The sequence below is a fragment of the Dictyoglomus sp. LHC4 genome (genome assembly GCF_055181355.1).
Genome location: NZ_CM143707.1, coordinates 41,963 through 64,151 on the forward strand (window position 1 = coordinate 41,963; position 22,189 = coordinate 64,151).

The window sequence follows — 22,189 nt, forward strand, 5'->3', positions numbered from 1 at the left end:
TCAAGCTTGTGTAATAAACAAAAACCTATTTAAAAATTCCTGAGGATCTTCTTTTAATGTATAGATCATAAAATTCTTGCTAAAAATCTTCTCTTCATGAAATTCAACCCCTATAAAGTTTTTATAGCTAATTTTCCCATCCCAGAATAAGTAATCCAGCGAGAAAACCAAATCTACCCTATTATGATCATATAGATAATCCTCTCTTGAATTCTCCTTAAGATCCATTTCTGCCAGATAAATCCTTAGATCCTCTATATTTTTTAGATTAATATATTCTTTATCTGTCAAAGTCTTTATGAATAGTTTAGTATTTAAGAAAAGAGATAATAATGCAATAGAATGTACAAACCTTAAAAGCTCATCAAATTCTCTTTCTACCACTTTATCCTTCTTACCTATTATATTATCTATTAAAATATAAATTTCCTTTCTTTTTAACTTTTCAAAACTTTTAGAAAGAAACTTTCCCTTTTTAGCAGAAGCCTTCCAAGCTATTATTTTTAGAGGATCTTGAGGTTGATAATCTCTCAAAGAATGGAATTCTTCTCCTTGTACAGAAGGTATAGAAAAAGAAGTTTTTGTACCCCCTTCACCAATAAGATAGAGATCCTTAGACAACGGATAATATAAAGGATAAACATATGAAATACCATTTACTCCATATTTCTTGTAAAGATATAAAAGTCCTAAGGATCCTGTAAATCTGACCTTCAATTTATTAAAGGATGTAACTCCCCTTTTCTCAAAATTGTACATTAAAGAAATTTCCTTTTTCTCTTTTCTACTTAATCCCCCCACAAAAACCTTATCTTTCCCTAAAAGAATATAAATCTGACTTTTAGGAATATTACCTCTATTCTCGATAAATATATATATGTTTTCTGACGTTCCTTCCATTACAAGTTTTGAAGTTTTAATCTTCAACGTCAAAAAAAGAGGTTGTAATATCAATTCTAAAAGATTCCATAGGAAAAGGCTAAAAATGAAAGAAGACATTAGAATTACTGGTACAGAATAAACATTAATACCCACCAACATAATGATTACATCTAAAAAAAATAGTAAAAATCCTAATGGTGTGAAATTAATATAAATCACAATACCCTTACCTTTGGTATCTTTACCTTCTTTAAAATATCTTTCACCAGCTCTTCCCTACGAGATCTGGTTGTATTATCCACTTCCGCTGGCACTATTCTATGCACAAGTACAGGAATAGCCATTCTAATTACATCCTCTGGTATCACATATTCCCTTCCATCAAGTAGAGCAAAAGCTTGAGATCCCCTCATCAAAGCAATAGAGGCCCTCGGCCCTGCCCCAAGGGAAAAATTAGAATCTTTCCTTGTAGCATCAGTTATATTTACAATATATTTAAGAATATCCCTATCAATATAAACCTCTTTCACTATATCTTGAGCCTTCAAAAGATCTTCCTTCTTCCATACTTGTTCTATTTTTTCAAGAGGATGGTAAAGTATTTGACTTTCCAGCATCTCCACTTCCTTTTCCAAAGGTAAATATCCTATAGAAAGGGAAATAAAAAATCTATCTAATTGGGATTCGGGCAAAGGATAAGTTCCAAAATGCTCCCTTGGGTTCTGCGTAGCAATAACCATGAAGGGTTTAGGTAAGAAATATAAAACACCATCAATAGTTACTTTTCCCTCATCCATAGCCTCCAAGAGACCTGCTTGAGTCCTCGGAGATGTTCTATTAATTTCGTCAGCCAAGAGTATATTAGTAAAAATAGGTCCTGGCTTAAATTCAAATTCTAAGGTTTTAGGATTAAAAACATTTACTCCTATAATGTCAGAAGGCATAGTATCAGGTGTAAACTGAATCCTCTTAAAATCTAATTCAATACTTTCTGCTAAAGCCTTAGCAAGTACAGTTTTACCAACTCCTGGCACATCTTCCAAAAGTACATTTCCCTTACTAATCAATGCTACAATCATATAATCAATTATTTCATCTTTTCCTATAATAACCTTCTTAACATTCTCTCTTAAAACCTTCATTTTTTCTATTATTTCATTTAAAATAGTACTCTTCATAATAACTATTATCCTCTCCTTAACCTATTAATCATGTGTCTTATAACTGCTATGATACCACCAACAGTCATGACAAAATTAAAAATGTTTAGATAAAATTCAAATGGGAAAAACCATTTAGAGATATAATGAATAAAAACCACTATCTCTAAAATAAGCCCCATAAAGAGGATAACTAATATTCCTCTATAAAATTCCATACCATAACCTCCTTAAATATTTTCCAATTAAATTTTACACCAAAATCTTAACTTATTTATAGCCCTCTTTTTATAAACCTTTACACTACTTGGAGAAAGCCCTAAAATCTTTGCAGTCTTTCTTATGCTTAATTTATTGAAATAAACTAACATTACTATCTCCTTTTCTCTTTTCGATAAACCCGAAAAATCAATTATCTTTTCCTCTTGTGCATCTTCTTTGTAAACCTCAATTTCACCTAATTCCTCCACATATTCTTCCTCATATCTTAATCTTGTCCTTATTCTTAAAAGAGTATAATACAGAGATTTTTTTAAGTAAGAAGATAACTCTCCCTTTTGAGGGTCATACCTTTTTAGGAGCTCTAATAATGCTAATTCACCTTCCTGTTTAAAATCCTCAAAATCTATATCCTTTGTAAAAAGAAGCCCTAAATATTTGTAAAGCAATGGTTTATAAGCCAAGAATAATATTTCTACATTCACTTTTCCCTTCCTCCCATAAAATTTTCTATATTATATTTACCATTTGAAAATTTTTCAAGTATTTTTTTAACTAAAAGTAAATTTTTAAAATTGGAACTAAACAATAGGTGATCTAATAAAAAGTGATATAATAATTAACTAAAAGAGAAGAAGGGAGGACAAATCTTGATATTAAGCGATAGAGATATAAAAAAATATCTAAGAGAGGGAAAACTAAACATACATCCCTTAGATGATCCAGAAAAACAGATTCAACCATCTTCTGTAGATTTAAGATTGGGAAATATCTTTCTCCACTTTAAAGTTGAAGGTAGAGCATATATAGACCCTACTCAAGATAAACCCCAAGATTTAATGGAAAAAATAGAGGTAGAAAATGGAAAACCCTTTTTCTTAAGACCTGGTGAATTTGTTCTTGGTACCACCATTGAGACAGTTAAACTGCCTGATGATTTAGTGGCAAGAGTAGATGGTAGATCAAGCCTGGGAAGACTTGGTATTATCGTACATGCAACGGCAGGATATGTGGATCCAGGTTTCTGTGGACAAATCACCTTAGAGCTTTCAAATATAAATCGGGTACCTGTTGCTCTATATCCAGGCATGAGAATATGCCAAATATCTTTTTATACCCTCACATCTCCTGCCGAGATTCCATATTATAAAAAAGAGGGAAGTAAATACCAAAATCAAAAAGGGCCAACCGCCAGTAGGCTTGATATAGATTTTTGCAAAAAGGAGGAAAAATAAAATGGAGTGGAGAAAAGTATCCTTTGGAAAAAGAGAGGTTTGTTATGAAGTTACATTAAATAACTTAAAAATGATTGTTACTGCAGATGTAGGACCAAGGATACTCTTTTTTGGTTTTAAGAATGGCGAAAATGTTCTATTCCATGATGTAGAAGAAAAACTATCCATTGGCGAAATGAAATTTTACGGAGGACACCGTTTTTGGATATCCCCAGAATCTAAAGATACCTATAATCCTGATAATAGCCCTTGTAAAGTAGAAGAAGAAAAGGATAAAATAAGCTTTATCTCTTTTGACCCTATTACCCAAATGGAAAAAAAATTAAGCATTTTAGAGAAAAATGGTAATTTTATTGTAAGACATATCCTAACAAACAAAGGTAAAACTCTATATCCTGGAGCTATATGGGCTCTAACCTGTATTCCCCCTAAAAAGGGCATTATCTTTTTCCCATGGGGCACAAGAGGAGATTGGCAGCTTAAAAAGATTACCTATTGGCAAAAATGGGGCGGATCAAGTAGTACAAATATAAAAAGTAGTCAATTTGTACCTGAAGAAGATCTCTTTCTCATTTATCCTTCAGGAGAAGAAGGAAAAGTAGGTACCGCTGGTTACGAGGGTTTCGTTGGGGTTACAACGGATAATTATACTTTCATAAAGAAGTTTAATTATATGGAAGGAGCTCTTTATCCAGATGATAACTGTGCTATAGAAGTTTATACATCACCCAATTTTTGTGAATTGGAGACTTTAAGTCCCATGTATACTCTCATTCCAAATGCTGAGGTTATGCATGATGAAGAATGGATTCTACTTCCTTATAAAGTAGATCCTAAAAATGGTTATGAGGTGAGAAAAATCTTGAGGTGACCTAAATGAGAAAGAAATTCATAATAGTTATCTTTGGCGGATTAGGAGATCTGGCAAGGAATAAAATATATCCTGTACTTTATAGTCTTTATAAAAAATATAGGCTTGTAAATTGCATAAAAATTATAAGTACAGGAAGAAGACCTAATATAAATAAGGAAGAATTTTATATGATATTAAAGGAATCTATAAAATCAGAAGATAAGAATTTTTCAGCCCTTTTTGATTTTGTTAAATTAGATTTAGAAAAACCAGAAGATTATATTAACCTCAAAAACGTCATATCTAATTATAAAGATGAGGAATATATCTTTTATCTTGCTACTCCTCCTTTTACCTTTGAAAATATAATTAAAAATTTAGGTGAGTTTCTAAAAGATTATCCAAATAAGAAAAAAATTGTTATTGAAAAACCTTTTGGATACGATCTTGAATCAGCAATAAAACTAAATAAACTTTTAAAGAATTATTTTAAAGAGGATGAGATATACAGAATAGATCATTTTCTTGGTAAGGAAACAGTACAGAACATCTTTGGCTTAAGATTCTCCAACATAATATTTGAAGGTATATGGAACAGAAACTTTATAGATCATATTCAAATCTCCGCTTTAGAAGACATAGGAGTTGAAGGAAGGCTCGGATATTATGATAAAGTAGGAGCTTTAAGAGATATGATACAAAACCACTTAATACAAATTTTATCTATCATAGCTATGGAACCTCCGTGCTGTATAGATGAAAAGGCAATAAGAGATGAAAAAGTAAAAGTTTTAAAAAGTATTAGAGAGATAAAATATGAAGAAGTACCAAACTTTGCAGTAAGAGGCCAATACAAAGGATATCTAAAAGATGAAAATCTTAATAAATCAAACACAGAAACATATGCAGCAGTAAAATTTTATATTGAGAATATAAGATGGGATGGCATACCTTTTTATTTAAGAACAGGGAAAAAATTAAAGAAAAAAGAAACCTCTGTAATCATAGTATTTAGAAAAATCCCAGGCTTGTTTTCTAAAATTTTAGATTGCATCCCCCAAGAAAATATTATTGGCTTTAAAATAGCACCTGAAAATAAAATAGTATTAAATTTCCAACTTCGTCCCTTAGGAGGGAGTATACTCTCTTGTCCTATGCCTACATCTATGGAATGGAGCGGACCTAACATTGAAGCATATGAAACCCTATTTTTGGATATTATAGAAGGAGATCAAACCCTTTTTATAAGAGAAGATGAGATAGAAAAATCTTGGGAGATTGTACAACCAATATTGGATTTCTGGAAAAATGATCCCAATATCCCCATATATGAATCATACACTTACGGACCTAAAGAGGCGGAAGAGTTTATAAGAAAAGATGACAGGGAATGGAGGTATCTTTAATATTTGGGAATAAAAAATCTATCAAATTTAAGAAAAATAGTTCTAAATATATCAAACCCTTTAGCATATCAGTAGGAACATCTGTCAATGCTCAAAATATAGAAGTACTTTTAGAAACAGAAGAAGGATACACGGAATTTGGTGAAGCGTCTCCCTCTTTTAGAGTCACAGGAGAAAGGATAGAGTCATTATTAAACTTAGAAAAGACAATAATGACGCTTTAAAAGGAGAAAATACCAGGAAATATAAAAGAATCTTTGCAAAAACAGACAAATTCTTTTCCTATCCAAGTTTGAAAACAGGCATACAATATGCTGTCCTTGATGCCCTATGCGAAGAACTTAGAATACATGTTTGCGAATTTCTTGGAGGGATGAAAGATATTATTGAAACAGATAAAACTATAGGTATAGCATCCATAGAAGAAAGAATTACAGAAGCAGAAAAAGTCTATAAAGAAGGCTTTAGAATACTAAAGATAAAAATTGGAAAGAACATTAATGAAGATTTAGAAGTTATGGAAGAGATATACAAAAGAACAAAAGGTGCCACATATATTTTAGACGCTAATACTTCATATACACCTAAGCTAGCCATTCTATTTACCCAAAAACTTTTCCAAAAAGGAATTGACATAGCTTTATTAGAATAGCCTGTTCCTATCCATGATAAGGAAGGTTTAAAGTTGGTAAGATATAATTCTCCCTATCCAATAGGAGCTGATGAAAGCGCAAAAAATAAATACGATGTATTGGATTTAATAAAAAATAAGGCAGTAGATTACATAAATATTAAACTTATGAAATGTGGCATATCTGATGCTTTGACCATAGTTGAAATAGCTCAAGCATCCCATATGGGCTTAATGATAGGATGCATTGGAGAATCAAGTCTTGGTATTAATCAAAGTATTCGTTTTGCTCTTGGAACAGGAGCCTTTACTTTTCACGACTTAGATAGTGCTTTTATGCTAAAAGAAGATAAATTTAGGGGTAAATATAAAGTAAAGATTCCATATCACAGGGTTAATTAACTATATATATTATGTTATAATATATATGCATTTTATCCATTAGTATTCATGAAGGGGGTGTAACAATGAGGGCTGTAATACTTGCAGGAGGAAAAGGTACAAGACTTTGGCCGCTTTCTCGTGAAAGATTTTCAAAACAATTTATTAAATTAATCTCTGACAAATCACTATTAGAACTAACTTATGAAAGAATTTTAGACCTGATCCAACCTCAGGATATAGTAACTATAACAAACAAAGAATATTTCTATTTTATAAAAAGTATAACAGATAAATTCTACAAAGACATGTCAAAAAATATAATATTGGAGCCTATTGGGAGAAATACTGCTCCAGCTATTGCTTTAGCATGTAAATATATGTTAGAAAGACTACATACTGATACAGATGAAGAGGTATTTGTCTTTCCCTCTGACCATTTAATAGAACCAAAGGAAAAATTTACTGAATATATGAAAAGTGGCCTTTCTGCAGTAAAGGATGGATATATAGTAACCTTTGGAATTAAACCTACAAAACCAGAAACAGGCTACGGATATATAAAAGCAGGAGAAAACTTAGATAAATACACAAAAGTAGAAAGATTTGTTGAAAAACCATCCTTAGAAACAGCAGAAAAATATTTAAAGGAAGGCTCCTACTATTGGAATGCTGGAATTTTTGCTTTTAAAATTTCCACTATCTTAGAAGAATTTAAAAAGTATTCTCCTGAAATTTATTCAAATCTTTCTAAGAGTTATAAAGAAATTATTGAAAACTTTGATTCAATGCCCAATATTTCTATTGATTATGCAATCATGGAAAAAAGTGATAAAGTAGCGTTGATACCCATGGAAATAATATGGAGTGACTTAGGCTCTTGGGATTCATTCTATGAAGTAAAAGAAAAAGATGAGTATGGAAATGTAGTTTTAGGAGATGTTTATACCTTAGACACTAAAAATTCTCTAATATTTAGTAATAAAAGATTAGTAAGCGTTATAGGGATCGAAGATGCAATAATTATTGAAACAGATGACGCCATACTTATTAGCAAAAGGGGTAAAGGACAAGAAGTTAAAAAACTTCTTGAAAAACTTGAAGAAGAAAAAAGAAACGAAATCATATTCCATACTGAGGTATATAGACCGTGGGGAATATACAAAATTCTTGAAAAAAATAAAGGCTATATTATAAGAAAGTTAACTATTAACAAAGGAGCATTCCTAACTTATCATCTTCACAGAAATAGGTCAGAACACTGGATAATTATAAAAGGTACTGCAGAAGTAATAATAGATGATAGAAAATATTTTATATACGAGGGAGAAAGCATATTTGTACCAAAAGGGAAAAAGCACCAACTTATAAACGCAGGAGATACCCCTTTAGAGATAATTGAGATACAAAGTGGAGATATCTTATCCGATGAAGATATTGAAATATTCACCAGAGACGAAGAAGAATTAGAAGAAAAATTAAGGTAGGAACCATCTGGTTCCTACCCTTTTATTATTTTTATCTCAAAATTACTTTTTCTCTTTTTACTCGATTCACTTCATAAAACTCTTGTGCAATATTTACACAATGATCACTAATTCTCTCTAAATCTATCAATAAATCGCTAAATATTATTCCTGCTATAGGATTACAAATACCCTTTTTAATTCTCTCAATATGGTTTTCTTTTGATTGCCTTACTTTATAGTCAATTCTTTCCTCCCTTAATAAAACCTCATCTAAATACGATACAGTACTATCCTTTATCATACTGTAAGAATCTCTTATATTTTCATATAACAATTCTCTTAACTCTGATAAATCCTTCCATGCAAATTCTGTAAATTCTACCCTCTCTGAATTTTTCACATCCACCTTTTCCATTACATTGGTAAGATGATCTGCAATTCTCTCCACATCGTCTACTGCCCTTAAAATTGCATTAAGCTCTTTAGCTTCTCCTTTAGATAAAGAGTCTGTAGAAAGCTGAGTTAGATAATTTATAAGAGAAGTTTTTAAAACATCCGTGATATCTTCCATAATAAGCACATCCTTATAGTTTTGTGTGGAATTTTTAAATAGAGCATCCATTGTAAGATTATACATATCTTCAACTATTTCTGCCATTCTTACAAGCTCGTTTTTAGCTGCCTCTAATGCAGCAGATGGTGTATCTAAAAGTTGAGGCTTAAGAAAAGAAGCTTCTTTTTTATATACTCTCTCTTCTCCTGGTAGGATTTTCCTTATTAGTCCTGCATATTGTTTAGTAAATAAGATCCATATAAAAGCCCAAATCCCATTAAATATGGTATGAGCATTAGCTACTTGTCGTGCTACATCTGAAGAAGTCATAGATACCACTTTTTCAAAGAAATTCAAAAATGGAAAGATTAATAAAACTCCTATCACATTAAAAAATAGATGAGCAAAGGCAGTTCTTTTTGCAGAAATATTAGTCCCTATAGATGCTAAAAGAGCAGTAACACATGTACCAATATTAGCCCCTAAAATTATTGGTATTGCTGAGGAGAGCTCCATAGCACCTTCTCCAGCAAGGGCTACTACTATACTTGTTGTAACACTGCTACTTTGTATTATTGCTGTTATTCCTGCACCAGTTAGGATACCCAGTATAGGATATCTTCCCATGGATATCATTGCATTGAGAAATGGTGCCCATGATCTTAATGCATGAAGAGATGACTCCATAAGAGAAAGCCCCATAAAAATCATACCAAAACCCAGTATGGCTTCTCCCACATTTTTGACATACTTTCTACGTCCTAAAAATAACGTTAAGAATCCAATAAAGAGAAAATAAGGAGCTGCTGTAGTAAGTTTAAAGGCTACTAATTGAGCGGTAACAGTAGTACCAATGTTAGCCCCAAAAATTATCCCCAAAGCTCCCTCTAAGGTTAAAAGTCCAGCATTAACAAATGTAACAGTTAAAACAGTAACCGCACTACTACTTTGCACAATAGCCGTAACTAAAGCTCCGATAAAAAGCCCTCTAAAGGGTGAAGAATTAAGTCTTTCAAAAATTCTCCTGAGACGGGGTCCAACAGCTTTTTCAAGACCTGAGCTCATTTGGATAATTCCATAAAGGAAGAGGCTAAAACCACCTATCAGAAGCCCCACATCTTTGTAAGACAAAGGAAATCCTCTCATAAAATTCTTTCTCCTTTATGTAAAAATTACATGCCCATTTGTATTATACCATTAATAAATCACCTACCTTGATTTTTAATATATTTTTAACCATCTTTAAAAAAACTTTTATAATTTGTATCCCTCCCAGATAATTCTTAAGCTTATTGGTCTTTTCTTATAATATGGAGATTTTTTAAGTAATAAATATCTTATCGTTGGCCTAAATAGCTTTATAAAAAACAACCTAAATCCCAAACTCTTCTTTACATCTTCTACATAATCATCTATGGTTCTTCTCTGATAATGTAAAAGTTCCTCACTTTCTTTAGTATCCATCCAATCAGTAGCAAAAGGAACATTAGAAAATGCTTCCTCAGGAAGCATTCCTACTCCTATTCCTTCCAATACTTTTTCCACTATCTCCCTATAATAATATTGACATCTTGGGCCTCCCCCAATAAGTAACAACTTTCTCCATATATTTTCACTTCTAACACCTTTGGCAATTGCATACCCCACATCTTTTGTATGCACATACTCCATTCTGTTATTAAGAGGTACATCAAACATACCCACATCAAGCTTTAAATTAATAGGAAGAGAAGCTGCAAGTCTATATATACACCACTCTAAATTAGATTTTTTAATCATATTTTCACATTCAACCTTATGCCTTGAATAATGCTCAGGTGGATCTACAGGATCATCAGCTTTTCTTGGAGGATTAAGATGTTGAGTGAAACCATACACGTGTACAGAAGAGGTAAAGATTAACTTCTTGGGATAAGATAATTCCTCCATTGCAGTGACTATATTTTGGGTACCTAAGACATTAATCTGATAAGCAATATCAGGTACCTTCTCAGATTCCATTCCTGTTGCAGAAAGTTTTGGAATAATAAAAGCAAGATGTACTACTACATCCTGTCCTTCTATACCCTTTTTTACCTCATCTTTATTTCTTATATCTCCCCAAAATACCTCAATATTATCTCCATATTTCTTTTTCAAATTTTTAAAGATCTTCTCATTTTTCTTATTTTTTAAATCAAAACATCTTACCTTATCTCCCTGTTTGATCATCTCCTCAATAACACTTAAACCTATGTTTCCAAAGGCACCAGTTAAAAAAACCTTCATAACTTTGATTCCTCCTTTCTTATACTTGAAATTATTAAATTCACACCTTCTCTACTTATCCTTACCCAATCAGAATCCCTATCAAAAATCTGCTGTAATATAATACCTATTGAATAAGAAATTATAAGAGATGAGAATACTTCTGAATCTATATCTTTAAAGCTTCCTTCCCTTTTTCCCCTCTCTATTAAAAGCGAAAAATACTCTTTATATTTTCTAAAATAATCTCCAAGCTTTTTAAGAATTCTTTCATCGTTAATCCCTTTTCTAAGAAATTCCAAAAAGAGATAAAATTTTCCCTTAGATTCTTTAAATATATCATCAAAAATAATCGTAGTCCTTAATAACCCATTTATAACTTTATCCTGTTCTTTAAAATAACTCTCAATTCTTTGTGAAAGATCTGAAAACCATCTATCAAGAATCTCTAAAAAAAACTCCTCCTTAGTAGAGAAATAATGGAAAAAAGCCCCTTTACTAACTCCTGCCCTTTCACATATAAGAGAAACACTTGTAGCATCATAACCTCTCTGAGAAAACAATTCTTCTCCAGCCAAAATGATCCTTTCTCTTGTATCCATTTTTTAATATCCTCCTTCATACCAACCAGTCGGTATTATATTATAACATAAAACACAAAATATTTTAATACAAATTTAACTTATCTTTCTTTTTTTTCATATTTAATAGTTTTATAATAATTGATATGAAAAATATGATAAATAAAGGAGGTAATACAGATTGAAAAGAAAAATATTCGGAATAGCTACTCTTAGTGAAAGAGGACAGATTGTAATTCCTCAAGAAGCTCGTGAAGAATTCAATCTAAAGCCTGGCGACAAATTAATCATAATGAGCTTTGGACCAAAAGCAGGACTAATGATAATAAAAGCAGAAGAATTATTGGAAATTTTCTCAGAAATTAGTAAAGATCTTTTAGAAATTGAAAAATTTATCTCCAACTTAAAGGAGGGAAAAAAAGATGAAGGTAATTGAAGTAAAAGACTTAGCAAAAACTTATTACTCTCCCTTTGGAAATATAGAAGCAGTTAAAGGTATATCCTTTGAAGTAGAAGAAGGAGAAATCTTTGGATTCTTAGGACCAAATGGAGCAGGAAAAAGCACTACAATAATGATGCTTACAACTCTTCTAAAGCCTACACGAGGCACTGCCAAAATATTGGGATATGATATAGTTCATCAACCAAACCAAGTGAGACAAGTTATAGGATATGTATCCCAAGACCTTACTGTAGATGATTCTCTAACAGGATGGGAAAATATGTATCTTCAAGGAAGGTTCTATCATTTACCCAAAGAGGTAATAAAAGAGAGAGCAGAAGAATTATTAAAACTACTTAAAATTTATGATAGGGCCAAGGACAAAGCAGAAACATATTCTGGAGGAATGAGAAAAAGATTAGATATTGCTATGGGACTAATTCATAGACCCAAAATCCTTTTTTTAGACGAACCTACATTAGGTCTCGATGTTCAAACGCGACAAGATATATGGGAGTATGTACAAAAAATAAGAAAAGAAAACAAAATGACCATATTTCTTACTACCCATTATATGGAAGAGGCCGACTCTTTGTGCGACAGAATAGCTATTATTGATAAAGGAGAAATAAAGGCATTAGATACTCCTAAAAATCTAAAAAACTCTATTGGAGGAGATCTTATATTTTTAACCATAGAAGATAATATTCCAGAAAAATTAGAAAGATTTAGAGAAAAGATAAAAAGTTTAGACCCTGTCAAAAATGTTATTACAAAAGATGGTAAATGTAATATAGTCGCTTCTAATGCAGAGAGATTAATTCCAGTCATTTTCTCAATTGCTTTTGAGATGGATATTAACATAACATCAATAACCATGAAAAAACCTTCTCTCGATGATGTTTATTTAGCATATACCGGAAAAGAGTTCAGAGATGAGGAGGGTTCAAGAGAAGATGCTATGAGAATAAGAAGATTAGTGAGGAGGACGAGATAATATGAGGAAACTAATTTATGATACTTATTCTGTAATGTGGAGAGAATTAAAACATTGGCTCGATCAAAAAGTAAGGATCTTGGTAACCATATTCCAACCACTAATTTGGCTTGCTTTAATGGGTAATGTTATGGCCAAATTAACAGATAATCCGTTTAGTAGACAAGCTTTTGGAGGTGCAAACTATCTATCCTTTATGACTCCAGGTATTATAGTTATGACCTCTCTTTTTGGAGGAATATTTGGAGGTATTTCCGTTGTATGGGATAGAAGATGGGGATATCTTTATAAAATGTTAGCATCTCCCATATCAAGGACTGCTATTCCACTTGGTAAAATGCTTGCTACAGCTATTCAAGGAGCCTTTCAATCATTAATAATAATTATCATAGCAACTTTATTTGGAGTAGAATTTTCTACAGGAATTTCAGGCATAATAATTATAATACTTCTTGCCGCATGTTTTAACTTTACAATGGCAGGACTATCTATAGCTATTGCCTCAAGAATAAAAACCATGGAGGTTTTAACTGCAGTTATCAACTTCCTTACTATGCCTCTTATGTTTTCCAGTAGTGCCATGTTTCCAATTCAGGTTATGCCAGACTGGCTTGCTACTATAGCCAGATGGAACCCTATCACCTACGTGGTAAACCCATTAAGAACTCTTGTAATATCAGGATGGGAGATAGAATATTTAATAAAAGGGTTCTTATATATAATATTTTTAGCATTATTAATGTTATTTATCGCAAGACATGAATTCAATAGAAGTATAGCTTAAATTTAAAAAAGAGGGGAAAGTAAATTTCCCCTCTTTAAAATCTACATATTATAAATCCCAATCATTTTCTTAAGTTCTTCTTTTATAGAATCTCTTAAGGATTTAGGCTCTAAAACTTCAGCATGTGATCCATAACCTATGACCCATCTTTTTATCTCTTCCTCATTAGCTGTAACCTCATATAATATGCTTCCATCACCAAGCTCTTCAATTTTTTGTGTCTCATGCCATATTCTTTCCTTAATCCATCTTGCTTGATAAGAATCAAACTTTATTTTTACTGTTATTGCACTCCCTTTATATATTCTAAAAGCGGATCTAATATACTCATAAAAATTAAAATCCTTAGGCATCTCGAACTTCTCATTTAAAGTTTTTACACTTTCAATTCTATCTAAAGCAAAATCCCTAATATCATTTCTTAAATGACAAAATCCGCAAAAATACCATATCCCCTCATAATTGTATATATGATAAGGATCCACTTTTCTTTCATTTACTTCATCAGAATAAATAGTATGGTATTTTATTAATACTCTTTTTTTCTGTGTAATAGCCTCAAAAATCTTCGCAAAAGTATCTCTAATATCAACTTTTGGCTTAATAAAGTTAAAAGGTATAGAAAGAGCCATTCGCAATTTTTCAGAAGATATAACTATTTCATCAGTTAATACGGCCTCTAATTTACTTTGTAGACTTTCAAAATATTTTTCAAGAGGGGTATTTTTAAACTGACTAATTAAATTGGCTGTAACAATAAGTGTAAAAAGTTCACCTTCAGTTAATTTGAGTAGGGGATATTTAGGTTTCTCTTTAAAATAATATCCACCCTTTCTTCTACTATAAAGAATCCTATAACCTAAATCATCTCTTAAAGTACGAATATCCCTCTTTATTGTTCTATCACTTACAGATAAACCTAAGTCTTCTTTTAACCTTCTTTTTATATCTTTCAAGCTTATATAGTCAAGTTCAGATAAATATTTTAGAATTAGATGTATCCTTGCCAAAACTCTTCGAGAATTTATTTTTAAAGTTCTTTTCATAAAATTTATCTCTCCTAATATTACCTATTCAGGTAATACAAAGAATAATTTAATATGGTTGCAAAGGATAACCACAATAAATACGGAATAAAAAGCAAACCAGATAAATGATCTATCTTATAGAATTTTATAGCTGTAATTATAGCAAAAACAAGTAATAATAAGATTACAAAAAGGGCTAATAATCTTTTTTCATAAACAAAAAAGATTGGTGACCAGATAAAATTCAAAAACAGTTGAATACCGAAAAATATTAATGGTAATTTAATATCTTGACCAACTTTTTTCAAAACTCTATATAAAGAAACTCCCATTAAGAAATATAAAATTGTCCAAACAGGACCAAAAAGCCATGGTGGAGGAGCAAAACTTGGCTTAACTAATTTATCAAAGACCTCCTTTGCATTTCTGGAAAAAAATCCAGATATACCTCCAACTACTAAAGGAATAGCAATACTGATTATTAATTTAGGAATATCCATAATATTACCTCCCCCATAATATATTATTTTACGAATTTAAAATATGCCTCCTTAAAAAATCCAATGCATTTATAGTAATATATAATCTAATTCTATTTCTATCACCAGAAAGTTTCAACTCCTTATAATTTTCAGCTCCATTCATGTAGAGCCCCAAATAAACAAGTCCTACAGGCTTATTAGAAGTTCCACCCTCAGGCCCAGCAATCCCAGTAGCAGAAAGACCTATATCTGCTCCTGACATCAAAGCTACATTTCTTGCCATCTCTAATGCACACTCTTTACTAACAGCCCCATATTTTCTCAAAGTCTCTTCCGAAACATTTAGCCTCTTAATCTTTGCTTCATTACTATAAGCAATAATTGCTTCCTTAAACACTTTTGAAACTCCAGGTACATTAACAATTCTTGATGATATCATTCCTCCTGTACATGATTCAGCAATAGCAATAGTTCTTCCCTTCTCCATCAATAATTTAACGACTACCTCTTCCAGAGTAACATCTCCTTCTCCATAAATAAAGTCTCCTAATCTTTTTCTTATATCTCTCATCACTTCTTCTATTAATTTCTCTGCCTCTTCTTTACTTTTTGCCTTAGCTGTTATTCTTAAAATAGCCTCTCCTTCTTTTGCATATGGAGCTATTGTCGGATTGGTTTGATTTTCTATTAAATCCTTAACCCTCTCTTCCATAAAACTTTCTCCTAAACCACAGACTCTTAATACTTTTGACTGAATAGTCTCGGAAGAAAGAGTAAGAAGATATGGTACTACGTATGTTTCAAACATAGGTATCATCTCTCTTGGTGGACCAGGAAGAAGAATGAGTACTTTTCCATTATTGTCATAAATTATTCCAGGAGCTGTTCCCCAATCATTTGGTATCACTTTGCTCCCTTCAATTATATACGCCTGTTTTATATTTCCTTCTGTAAGAGGTAAACCTCTTTTTTCAAAAAACTCTTTTATTCTATTTAAAGATTCCTCATGTAGGATTAATTTTTTATCAAAAAATTCGGCAGAAACTTCTTTAGTAAGATCATCCTTAGTAGGTCCAAGCCCTCCTGTGGCAATTACCATATCACTTCTTGAAAAAGCAATTTCAAGAGCTTTCTTTAATCTTATTGGATTATCCCCTACAGTAGTATTGAAATATACCGTTATACCAAGTTCAGCAAGTCGTCTGTTTAAGTATTGTGTATTGGTATTTAAAATATCCCCAAGAAGAAGCTCTGTACCTACTGATAATATTTCACAAATCATCTCTATTTTTTCCTTTCTTTTAAAAGTTACTTTTACATGATATTATTATAATAGTTTACAATAATTTTTAATTATGGTTAACAAGGAGAATAATATTGAAATATCTTGATTTACTGCTGAAGATTAAAGACACAATAAAAAGGTCTGAAAATCTTGAAGACTGTATAAATAGAATAAATAATATACTTAATTCTTCTAAACTAAACATTTCTTACTATCCAAGCATAAAATATGTAAATTCAGAAAACGAATACTCAAAATTGCTACAAACCTCTGAAAAACCTTTAACATTAATAATCAAGGGAGAAAAGAAGCTTACAAATTTAGACATTAGCCTATTTGAGATTATCTTCCTTGAAATAAAGGAATTTTTAAAAGACTTAGAAGTTAAAAGTAAAAGTGAAAATATAAGAAAAATTTTAGAAAAGATATTAGAGGAAATAGAAAAAGTAGTAAACTACACATCTGCAAATATTGGAATACTTTATGAAGATAAAATTAAATTTTTAGCTTTTAGAGGATATGAAAAATACAACGTAGCAGAGTTTATAAAGGCTTTAGAATTGACAGAAAAAGAGTTCTACACTATAAAAACCGTTATATCCACCAAAAGTCCCCTACTTATAGAAAATACTGATGAATATCCCAATTGGGTATATATACCAGAGACGTCTTGGATTAAATCTCATCTGATAATTCCTATCATATATAACAATAATCTTATAGGTATCATAGGTCTTGATAGTGACAAGCCCTATTCGTTTACTCAAAAAGATATAGAAAAACTATGTTTTATGATACCTATTATCAGTCTTGCAATAGAAAATGCCAAGTTATATGAAATATTAGAAAAATCCTTGGAAGAGAAAACCATAGAAGAAAGAAGAACAAGGTCCTCATTATATCAAGTTATAAAAGTATCAGCAGAGCTTGTAGAATTAAAGGATCCTTATACTTCTGGACATCAAAAAAGGGTTGCTAAGATATCTTCAGTAACAGGTAAAATATTAGGATTTTCACAAGACAGAATAAGATTTTTAAATATTTGCGCTTTACTACATGATATAGGAAAGTTTGCTATTCCCTCTGAGATTTTAAATAAACCTGGTCCCCTTACTCTACTAGAGAAGAGGCTTGTAAATACACATACAGAAATAGGTTATAATATCTTAAAAAAAATAAATGTTTTAAAGGAAGTAGCCTTTGTGATATATCAACATCACGAAAGAATAAATGGATCAGGATATCCTTTGGGACTTAAAAATGGAGAGATTCTTATGGAAGCAAGAATAATAGGAGTAGCAGATGTGGTAGAAGCCATGACATCTCATAGACCTTATCGTCCTCCCTTACCTTTAGAAGTTGCTATAGATGAAATTAAAAATAATAGGGGTATTTTATATGATCCCGATGTAGTTGATGCTTTCTTATATGCCATAGACAAAGGGAGGATAAGACTATGAATTTAAAAGAGATGATTAAAGAGATCTTACCAGAAGTAATTGAGCTTAGAAGAGATTTTCACATGTATCCTGAGTTAGGATTTCAAGAATTTAGAACTTCTGAAAAAATAGCAGATTATTTAGAAAAAAATGGAATCGAGGTAAGGAAAAATATAGCTAAAACAGGAGTTTTAGGGTTATTAAGGGGAAAAGAAAATGGAAAGACCATCTTATTTAGAGCAGATATAGACGCTTTACCATTGGAAGAATTAAATAATGTATCATATAAATCTCGCAATCCGGGAGTTATGCATGCATGTGGACATGATGGGCATACAGCCATATTATTAGGTACTGCCAAAATTCTTAGTAAACTTAGAGACCAATTAAAAGGAAATGTTAAGTTTGCCTTCCAACCTGCTGAAGAGCTTCCCCCAGGCGGTGCAGAACTTATGATTAAAGAAGGGATTCTTGAAAATCCATATGTAGATAAAGTTTATGCATTACACCTTTGGAATCTTTTGCCAAAAGGGAAAATTGCAATAAGAAAAGGGGTATTCTGTGCTCAAGCAGATGCCTTTACTATAAAGATAAGAGGAAAGGGAGGACATGGCTCTGCTCCTCATCACAGTATTGATCCCATTATCGTGGCTGTAAATATAGTTCAAGCTCTCCAAGCCATACCCGCAAGAGAAATAGATCCATTAACTCCTTTTGTATTAAGTGTTTGCAAAATTCAAAGCGGTAATACCTTCAATGTAATTCCAGAGGAAGCGGAAATAGAAGGTACTGTAAGAAGCTTTGATCAAAAAATAGCAGAAAAAGTGGCAGATAGAATAAAAACCATATCTCAAAAAATAGGAGAAGCCTTTGGATGTAAGGTAGATTTGGAATATCAATTTGGGTATCCTCCAGGAAGAAATAACGATCATGAGACAGAATTTGTTAAAAATGTAGCAAAAGAAGTTATAGGAGAAGAAAATATAGAGGAAATGAATCCTTCTATGGGTGGAGAAGATTTTTCATACTTTTTGGAAGAAAGACCTGGAACCATGTTTTTCCTTGGATCAAGAAATGAAGAAAAAGGCCTTATTCATCCCCATCACTCTGCCTATTTTGATTTTGACGAGGAAGTTATGGCAATAGGTATAGAAATCTTTGTTAGAATAGCATTACAAAATCTGATATAATTTTTTTGAAAATAAAAAATAGTAAGAGGGAGGAAGTAATAAATGGCTAACTTAGATAAAACTATATTTAGAATGTATGATATAAGGGGAGAAGTACCAAAAAATCTAAATAGAGAAGTGGCCAAAATAATTGGAAAAGCCTATGCAGAATTTATTAGAAAAAGAATAAATAAAGAAGATCTAAAGGTCTCAGTAGGAAGAGATGCAAGATTATCTTCAAAAGAACTTTCAGAAGGACTAATTGAAGGCTTAAGATCGTCTGGAATAAGCGTCATAGATATAGGGCTCTGTCCTACACCACTTCTTTATTTCTCCCTTTTCAAGCTTCCTGTAGATGGCGGTCTTATGATTACAGGAAGCCATAATCCACCCCAATTCAATGGTATGAAAATCTGTGTAGGAAAGGAAACTATTTATGGTCCTCAAATTCAGGAGTTATACGAGATAGCCATAAATCTTAAGGATCAAAAATCAGATAAAGAGGGCACCTATGAAACTTTTGATATCATATCTTCATACAAAGAATTTCTTCTTAATGAATTTGGAAATTCTGCCATAACAAAGCTCCCTAAAGGAAGCATAAAATTAGTTGTCGATTCTGGAAATGGATGCGGGGGATTGGTAGCCCCTGATGTACTCAGAAAACTTGGAATTGAAGTAATTGATTTATACTCAGAACCTGATGGAAACTTTCCCAATCATCACCCAGATCCTACAGTAATTGAAACTCTAAAGACATTAAGAGAAACTATCTTAAAAGAAAAGGCTGATTTTGGTATAGCCTATGATGGAGATGCTGATAGACTGGGGGTCGTAGATGAAAAAGCAGAAGTAGTATATGGAGATAGATTAGCCTATATCTTTGCCAAAGGAATATTAAAAGAAAGGCCAGGAGGAAAAATTATAGGAGAAGTAAAATGCTCCAAATATCTTTTTGACCTAATAGAAAAATTAGGAGGAGTTCCAGTATTATCTCCTGTAGGCCATTCCCTAATTAAGAAAAAGCTAAGAGAAGAAAATGCACTTTTTGCAGGAGAAATGAGTGGACATATATTCTTTAATGATAGATTCTTCGGATATGATGATGCCATCTATGCAACCATGAGACTTTTGGAGCTATATGCAATAGAAAAGCTTAATAATCCAAATTTTGTTTTCTCTGATTTTCTTAAAGAATTCCCCAAGGTATATGCATCACCAGAGCTCAGAGTCCATTGCAGTGAAGAGAAAAAATTTGAGATCATTAGGACCTTCTTTGATAGATTAAAAGAAAAGTATCCTGAAATAGAAAAAGATATACAGAAGGTTATAACAATAGATGGTGTAAGAATTGAATTTTCTGATGGCTGGGCATTAGCCAGAGCAAGCAATACAGAACCAGTTATTGTATTAAGATTTGAAGCAAATTCTCCTGAAAAGTTAGAATTTTACCATAAGATTTTTGAAAGTATAATCAAAGAAGCTTGCTAAGGAGAAGGGCTAAGCCCCTTCTCCTCTTCTACAAAGATAAAACTTTTCTTACATAATTTAGGACATTTTCAATTATTTTTTCTTCGGGAGAATCCTCATCCATAATAATTTCAAACATTTTATCCTCTATTTCTTTAAAATCTTTACCAAGGGCACTTGCAATATCTCTGGCACTAAAATTCCAACTATCACCAAGAAGCATTTTAGCAAGATTCAAATCTTTTTCAGAAAATAGTCTGTCTAAAGGAAAGCGAGATACAGGAAGTACATAAAGAGTAACAATAGTATTACTAAATGTAGGATTCTCCAAAGAAGAATAGCTAAAAACCTCACCTGTTTTTAAATCCAAAGCTACAATACCGTTTAGAGTAGGAGGATCATAATGTTCAATAGCCCGTCTAACTATATTCTCTATATCCATTCTCCTAACTATATTCCTAATAGACTTTTCTAATTTTTCTAAATCAATTTTTTTCTTATCCAATCTTTTCACCTAAAGGATCTCTTATTAAATTCTGTATAGAAGACAAATAGTATAAGAGTTAACAAAAAAAGATAAAAGTTTAATTGGGAAATAAGAGCTAAAAAACCTTTAAAAACCAGACTAATAAATGAAAAATCAAAGGAAAAAACCTTTAAAAATCTATATACAACAAAGATAAACAAAAAGGAAAAAATTAGTTCTAAAAATATTAAGAAGATGGTTAAAATCTTTCTTTTTATTACTTCTAATCTTAATCTTTTAAGTATATCAAAAGATATTCTCTCCCATTCCTTTCTTATTTCTTCTTCATAAATTTTATCCTTAATAATTTTTTCTATTTGCAAGAACTTATCAAATTCTTTTTTACACTCTTCGCAAGATTGAAGATGTAAAAAGAAATCCTCATCTACTTCAGGGTATAAAAACATTTTCTCTCTAAACTCTTCACAATTCATTTTTTCTCTCCTTTTAAATAATTATATATCTTTTTTTTAGCCCTATAAATATGACTTTTTACAGTATTAAGAGGAATTCTCAGTTTTTTACTTATCTCTTCATAGGAATAGCCCTTATAATAATAAAGAATCAAAACTTCTTTCTCAATTTCATTCAAAGGTCTCCATATATCCCTATTCTCTATTATATATTCAGGATCTTCTACATTCCCTTCTAATAGTTCTTCCTCATAAACCAATCTTCCCTCTTTTCTTAAATAATTAATAGCAAGATTTTTCGCTATCTTAAAAAGATAATTTTTTGCTTTTTCTTCTTCTAAGGATACTTTCATGGCTTTCAAAAAAGTTTCTTGAAGAATATCTTTTGCTATTTCCTCATCCTTCAAAAACTTTCTAAGAAATATATAAATCTCTTCTCCGTACATTTTAAAATATTTCTCAATATTGTCCATTTAATAAAATTATATTACAGATATATAAATTTTCAAAAATTGCAGAAGTATTCTTTATGTTATA

General features: G+C 31.4%; 23 protein-coding genes and 1 pseudogene. 11 read left to right on the top strand and 13 right to left on the bottom strand.

Translation table 11 applies throughout. The features are described from left to right. From ACY3JO_RS00200 to ACY3JO_RS00215, 4 genes are read right to left on the bottom strand one after another with little or no spacing between them, the layout of a single operon-like run. Window positions 1-1,101 (bottom strand): DUF58 domain-containing protein, encoded by a 1,101-nt coding sequence (locus ACY3JO_RS00200; RefSeq protein WP_463084813.1) that lies wholly within the window; start codon window positions 1,099-1,101, stop codon window positions 1-3. Further along, window positions 1,098-2,060 carry an AAA family ATPase gene (locus ACY3JO_RS00205; RefSeq protein ID WP_463084814.1) on the bottom strand — a complete coding sequence of 321 codons (963 nt, stop codon included), beginning with the start codon at window positions 2,058-2,060 and terminating at the stop codon, window positions 1,098-1,100. The genes ACY3JO_RS00200 and ACY3JO_RS00205 overlap by 4 nt, the downstream gene beginning before the upstream one ends. Window positions 2,061-2,068: 8 nt before the next feature. Further along, complete coding sequence (locus tag ACY3JO_RS00210) at window positions 2,069-2,260, bottom strand: hypothetical protein (RefSeq protein ID WP_463082782.1); 192 nt, start codon at window positions 2,258-2,260, stop codon at window positions 2,069-2,071. A 27-nt stretch (window positions 2,261-2,287) separates the two neighbouring features. Further along, window positions 2,288-2,746: a sigma-70 family RNA polymerase sigma factor gene (locus tag ACY3JO_RS00215; protein WP_463084815.1), complete on the bottom strand. Its 459-nt coding sequence runs from the start codon at window positions 2,744-2,746 to the stop codon at window positions 2,288-2,290. Between the two features lie 165 nt (window positions 2,747-2,911). Here ACY3JO_RS00215 and dcd point away from each other — a divergent pair, with 165 nt between their 5' ends. From dcd to ACY3JO_RS00240, 5 genes and pseudogenes are all read left to right on the top strand, one after another. Next, window positions 2,912-3,496 (top strand): dCTP deaminase, encoded by a 585-nt coding sequence (dcd, locus tag ACY3JO_RS00220; protein ID WP_463084816.1) that lies wholly within the window; start codon window positions 2,912-2,914, stop codon window positions 3,494-3,496. 1 nt (window position 3,497) lies between these two features. Next, a complete protein-coding gene (locus tag ACY3JO_RS00225) occupies window positions 3,498-4,367 on the top strand; it encodes a hypothetical protein (RefSeq protein ID WP_463084817.1) in 870 nt (289 codons plus the stop codon). 5 nt (window positions 4,368-4,372) lie between these two features. After that, the gene (gene zwf / locus ACY3JO_RS00230; protein ID WP_463084818.1) at window positions 4,373-5,755 is read left to right on the top strand and encodes a glucose-6-phosphate dehydrogenase; all 1,383 of its coding nucleotides are present in this window, start codon (window positions 4,373-4,375) and stop codon (window positions 5,753-5,755) included. Further along, window positions 5,740-6,788: pseudogene (locus tag ACY3JO_RS00235) on the top strand (L-Ala-D/L-Glu epimerase). Before zwf ends, ACY3JO_RS00235 begins: the two are co-directional and overlap by 16 nt. Before the next feature lie 65 nt (window positions 6,789-6,853). Further along, complete coding sequence (locus tag ACY3JO_RS00240; protein ID WP_463084819.1) at window positions 6,854-8,254, top strand: mannose-1-phosphate guanylyltransferase/mannose-6-phosphate isomerase; 1,401 nt, start codon at window positions 6,854-6,856, stop codon at window positions 8,252-8,254. A gap of 31 nt (window positions 8,255-8,285) precedes the next feature. Here the strand turns inward: ACY3JO_RS00240 and ACY3JO_RS00245 are convergent, their stop codons facing one another. From ACY3JO_RS00245 to ACY3JO_RS00255, 3 genes are all read right to left on the bottom strand, one after another. Beyond that, the gene (locus ACY3JO_RS00245) at window positions 8,286-9,935 is read right to left on the bottom strand and encodes a Na/Pi cotransporter family protein (protein WP_463084820.1); all 1,650 of its coding nucleotides are present in this window, start codon (window positions 9,933-9,935) and stop codon (window positions 8,286-8,288) included. A gap of 108 nt (window positions 9,936-10,043) precedes the next feature. Further along, a complete protein-coding gene (locus tag ACY3JO_RS00250; RefSeq protein ID WP_463084821.1) occupies window positions 10,044-11,057 on the bottom strand; it encodes an NAD-dependent epimerase/dehydratase family protein in 1,014 nt (337 codons plus the stop codon). Then, window positions 11,054-11,638 (bottom strand): TetR/AcrR family transcriptional regulator, encoded by a 585-nt coding sequence (locus tag ACY3JO_RS00255; RefSeq protein ID WP_463084822.1) that lies wholly within the window; start codon window positions 11,636-11,638, stop codon window positions 11,054-11,056. The genes ACY3JO_RS00250 and ACY3JO_RS00255 overlap by 4 nt, the downstream gene beginning before the upstream one ends. Before the next feature lie 160 nt (window positions 11,639-11,798). On the opposite strand from ACY3JO_RS00255, the gene ACY3JO_RS00260 reads away from it, so the two are divergent. From ACY3JO_RS00260 to ACY3JO_RS00270, 3 genes are read left to right on the top strand one after another with little or no spacing between them, the layout of a single operon-like run. Then, entirely contained in the window at window positions 11,799-12,053 is a 255-nt protein-coding gene (locus tag ACY3JO_RS00260) for an AbrB/MazE/SpoVT family DNA-binding domain-containing protein (protein WP_463084823.1), read from the top strand. Further along, window positions 12,040-13,056, top strand: coding sequence for an ATP-binding cassette domain-containing protein (locus ACY3JO_RS00265; RefSeq protein ID WP_463084824.1), 1,017 nt, complete (start codon window positions 12,040-12,042; stop codon window positions 13,054-13,056). Before ACY3JO_RS00260 ends, ACY3JO_RS00265 begins: the two co-directional genes overlap by 14 nt. Before the next feature lies 1 nt (window position 13,057). Further along, window positions 13,058-13,840, top strand: coding sequence for an ABC transporter permease (locus tag ACY3JO_RS00270; RefSeq protein ID WP_463084825.1), 783 nt, complete (start codon window positions 13,058-13,060; stop codon window positions 13,838-13,840). Between the two features lie 41 nt (window positions 13,841-13,881). Here ACY3JO_RS00270 and ACY3JO_RS00275 read toward each other — a convergent pair whose 3' ends face one another. From ACY3JO_RS00275 to ACY3JO_RS00285, 3 genes are read right to left on the bottom strand one after another with little or no spacing between them, the layout of a single operon-like run. Beyond that, on the bottom strand, window positions 13,882-14,886 hold the full coding sequence (locus tag ACY3JO_RS00275; protein WP_463084826.1) for a helix-turn-helix transcriptional regulator: 1,005 nt from the start codon (window positions 14,884-14,886) through the stop codon (window positions 13,882-13,884). A 20-nt stretch (window positions 14,887-14,906) separates the two neighbouring features. Next, entirely contained in the window at window positions 14,907-15,368 is a 462-nt protein-coding gene (locus ACY3JO_RS00280) for a TspO/MBR family protein (RefSeq protein WP_463084827.1), read from the bottom strand. 28 nt (window positions 15,369-15,396) lie between these two features. Then, window positions 15,397-16,632 (bottom strand): competence/damage-inducible protein A, encoded by a 1,236-nt coding sequence (locus ACY3JO_RS00285; RefSeq protein ID WP_463084828.1) that lies wholly within the window; start codon window positions 16,630-16,632, stop codon window positions 15,397-15,399. A gap of 95 nt (window positions 16,633-16,727) precedes the next feature. Between ACY3JO_RS00285 and ACY3JO_RS00290 the strand changes: the two genes are divergently transcribed. From ACY3JO_RS00290 to ACY3JO_RS00300, 3 genes are read left to right on the top strand one after another with little or no spacing between them, the layout of a single operon-like run. Continuing rightward, on the top strand, window positions 16,728-18,095 hold the full coding sequence (locus ACY3JO_RS00290; protein ID WP_463084829.1) for an HD domain-containing phosphohydrolase: 1,368 nt from the start codon (window positions 16,728-16,730) through the stop codon (window positions 18,093-18,095). Further along, the gene (locus ACY3JO_RS00295; RefSeq protein ID WP_463084830.1) at window positions 18,092-19,264 is read left to right on the top strand and encodes a M20 metallopeptidase family protein; all 1,173 of its coding nucleotides are present in this window, start codon (window positions 18,092-18,094) and stop codon (window positions 19,262-19,264) included. Before ACY3JO_RS00290 ends, ACY3JO_RS00295 begins: the two co-directional genes overlap by 4 nt. Window positions 19,265-19,306: 42 nt before the next feature. Continuing rightward, the gene (locus tag ACY3JO_RS00300; protein ID WP_463084831.1) at window positions 19,307-20,734 is read left to right on the top strand and encodes a phosphomannomutase/phosphoglucomutase; all 1,428 of its coding nucleotides are present in this window, start codon (window positions 19,307-19,309) and stop codon (window positions 20,732-20,734) included. Between the two features lie 28 nt (window positions 20,735-20,762). On the opposite strand, the gene ACY3JO_RS00305 is transcribed toward ACY3JO_RS00300, so the two are convergent. From ACY3JO_RS00305 to ACY3JO_RS00315, 3 genes are read right to left on the bottom strand one after another with little or no spacing between them, the layout of a single operon-like run. Beyond that, window positions 20,763-21,227, bottom strand: a complete 465-nt coding sequence (locus ACY3JO_RS00305; protein WP_463084832.1) for a hypothetical protein — start codon at window positions 21,225-21,227, stop codon at window positions 20,763-20,765. Then, on the bottom strand, window positions 21,224-21,673 hold the full coding sequence (locus tag ACY3JO_RS00310; RefSeq protein WP_463084833.1) for a hypothetical protein: 450 nt from the start codon (window positions 21,671-21,673) through the stop codon (window positions 21,224-21,226). Before ACY3JO_RS00310 ends, ACY3JO_RS00305 begins: the two co-directional genes overlap by 4 nt. After that, complete coding sequence (locus tag ACY3JO_RS00315) at window positions 21,670-22,098, bottom strand: RNA polymerase sigma factor (protein WP_463084834.1); 429 nt, start codon at window positions 22,096-22,098, stop codon at window positions 21,670-21,672. Before ACY3JO_RS00315 ends, ACY3JO_RS00310 begins: the two co-directional genes overlap by 4 nt. Between the last annotated feature and the right edge of the window lie 91 nt (window positions 22,099-22,189).

Coding starts and splice junctions, on each gene's coding strand:
- ACY3JO_RS00205 (WP_463084814.1), bottom strand. CDS start 2,060: ATGAAGAGTACTATTTTAAATGAAATAATAGAAAAAATGAAGGTTTTA.
- ACY3JO_RS00240 (WP_463084819.1), top strand. CDS start 6,854: ATGAGGGCTGTAATACTTGCAGGAGGAAAAGGTACAAGACTTTGGCCG.
- ACY3JO_RS00265 (WP_463084824.1), top strand. CDS start 12,040: ATGAAGGTAATTGAAGTAAAAGACTTAGCAAAAACTTATTACTCTCCC.
- ACY3JO_RS00315 (WP_463084834.1), bottom strand. CDS start 22,098: ATGTACGGAGAAGAGATTTATATATTTCTTAGAAAGTTTTTGAAGGAT.
- ACY3JO_RS00275 (WP_463084826.1), bottom strand. CDS start 14,886: ATGAAAAGAACTTTAAAAATAAATTCTCGAAGAGTTTTGGCAAGGATA.
- ACY3JO_RS00255 (WP_463084822.1), bottom strand. CDS start 11,638: ATGGATACAAGAGAAAGGATCATTTTGGCTGGAGAAGAATTGTTTTCT.
- ACY3JO_RS00250 (WP_463084821.1), bottom strand. CDS start 11,057: ATGAAGGTTTTTTTAACTGGTGCCTTTGGAAACATAGGTTTAAGTGTT.
- ACY3JO_RS00300 (WP_463084831.1), top strand. CDS start 19,307: ATGGCTAACTTAGATAAAACTATATTTAGAATGTATGATATAAGGGGA.
- ACY3JO_RS00245 (WP_463084820.1), bottom strand. CDS start 9,935: ATGAGAGGATTTCCTTTGTCTTACAAAGATGTGGGGCTTCTGATAGGT.
- ACY3JO_RS00225 (WP_463084817.1), top strand. CDS start 3,498: ATGGAGTGGAGAAAAGTATCCTTTGGAAAAAGAGAGGTTTGTTATGAA.
- ACY3JO_RS00270 (WP_463084825.1), top strand. CDS start 13,058: ATGAGGAAACTAATTTATGATACTTATTCTGTAATGTGGAGAGAATTA.
- ACY3JO_RS00285 (WP_463084828.1), bottom strand. CDS start 16,632: ATGATTTGTGAAATATTATCAGTAGGTACAGAGCTTCTTCTTGGGGAT.
- ACY3JO_RS00280 (WP_463084827.1), bottom strand. CDS start 15,368: ATGGATATTCCTAAATTAATAATCAGTATTGCTATTCCTTTAGTAGTT.
- zwf (WP_463084818.1), top strand. CDS start 4,373: ATGAGAAAGAAATTCATAATAGTTATCTTTGGCGGATTAGGAGATCTG.
- ACY3JO_RS00295 (WP_463084830.1), top strand. CDS start 18,092: ATGAATTTAAAAGAGATGATTAAAGAGATCTTACCAGAAGTAATTGAG.
- ACY3JO_RS00310 (WP_463084833.1), bottom strand. CDS start 21,673: ATGAATTGTGAAGAGTTTAGAGAGAAAATGTTTTTATACCCTGAAGTA.
- ACY3JO_RS00210 (WP_463082782.1), bottom strand. CDS start 2,260: ATGGAATTTTATAGAGGAATATTAGTTATCCTCTTTATGGGGCTTATT.